Source organism: Candidatus Symbiothrix dinenymphae (assembly GCF_001431085.1).
Window position 1 is genome coordinate 1 of the sequence record NZ_BBRU01000236.1, and the last position, 605, is coordinate 605.

Consider the following 605-nt stretch of genomic DNA (forward strand, 5'->3'; position numbering starts at 1 on the left):
CTTTATGGGACATCGTGCTGTATATCTTATTGGTCTTAAAGAACAATTTACCATCTTCAAATCCTAAAGGGTTGCCTTTTTCATCAGTAGCGATAGTCAACCTGAGATTTGAAAGTGAAATTCTATGCTCTGTCATGCTGACTGCGCCCGTAACCATGGACTGAAACTCCAATGCTTTATATTCCTGATGGTATATTTCTGCAATTTTTTTTGCATAAAAATCTTCTTGAATAGGTCTATATTTTATCGAAAGTTCACCTTTTTTATCATTTGGATTTTTTATATCAATATATCTTGATATATAATTATGAGTAACCTGACCGCCACCTTCCGTGTATTCTGTAATTTGGTTGTGTATAAACCACCATTCTTGACGATCCAAATCGGGGAAGCAAAGATAACTTGGATTATCTATGCCATGAAATGCTTCCAAATCATTTTTATACAGGTTGTAAGTGTTATCTTCGAATATTTCAGAAATCATTTCATCGGTAAACCCGTCTATTACATGCCCCTTGGAGAGAAAACAGCGATGCCCGCCTGTGGATATAAAGAATTTGTCCAATTCGGTAGGAGCATTGGTGTCTGTGTAACAACCCACACAT

General features: G+C 36.4%; 1 protein-coding gene. It reads right to left on the reverse strand.

The features are described 5' to 3' along the window. Positions 1-605, reverse strand: a 605-nt coding sequence (locus ASC50_RS03275) for a hypothetical protein (RefSeq protein ID WP_158648354.1), incomplete at both ends; no start/stop codon positions are given.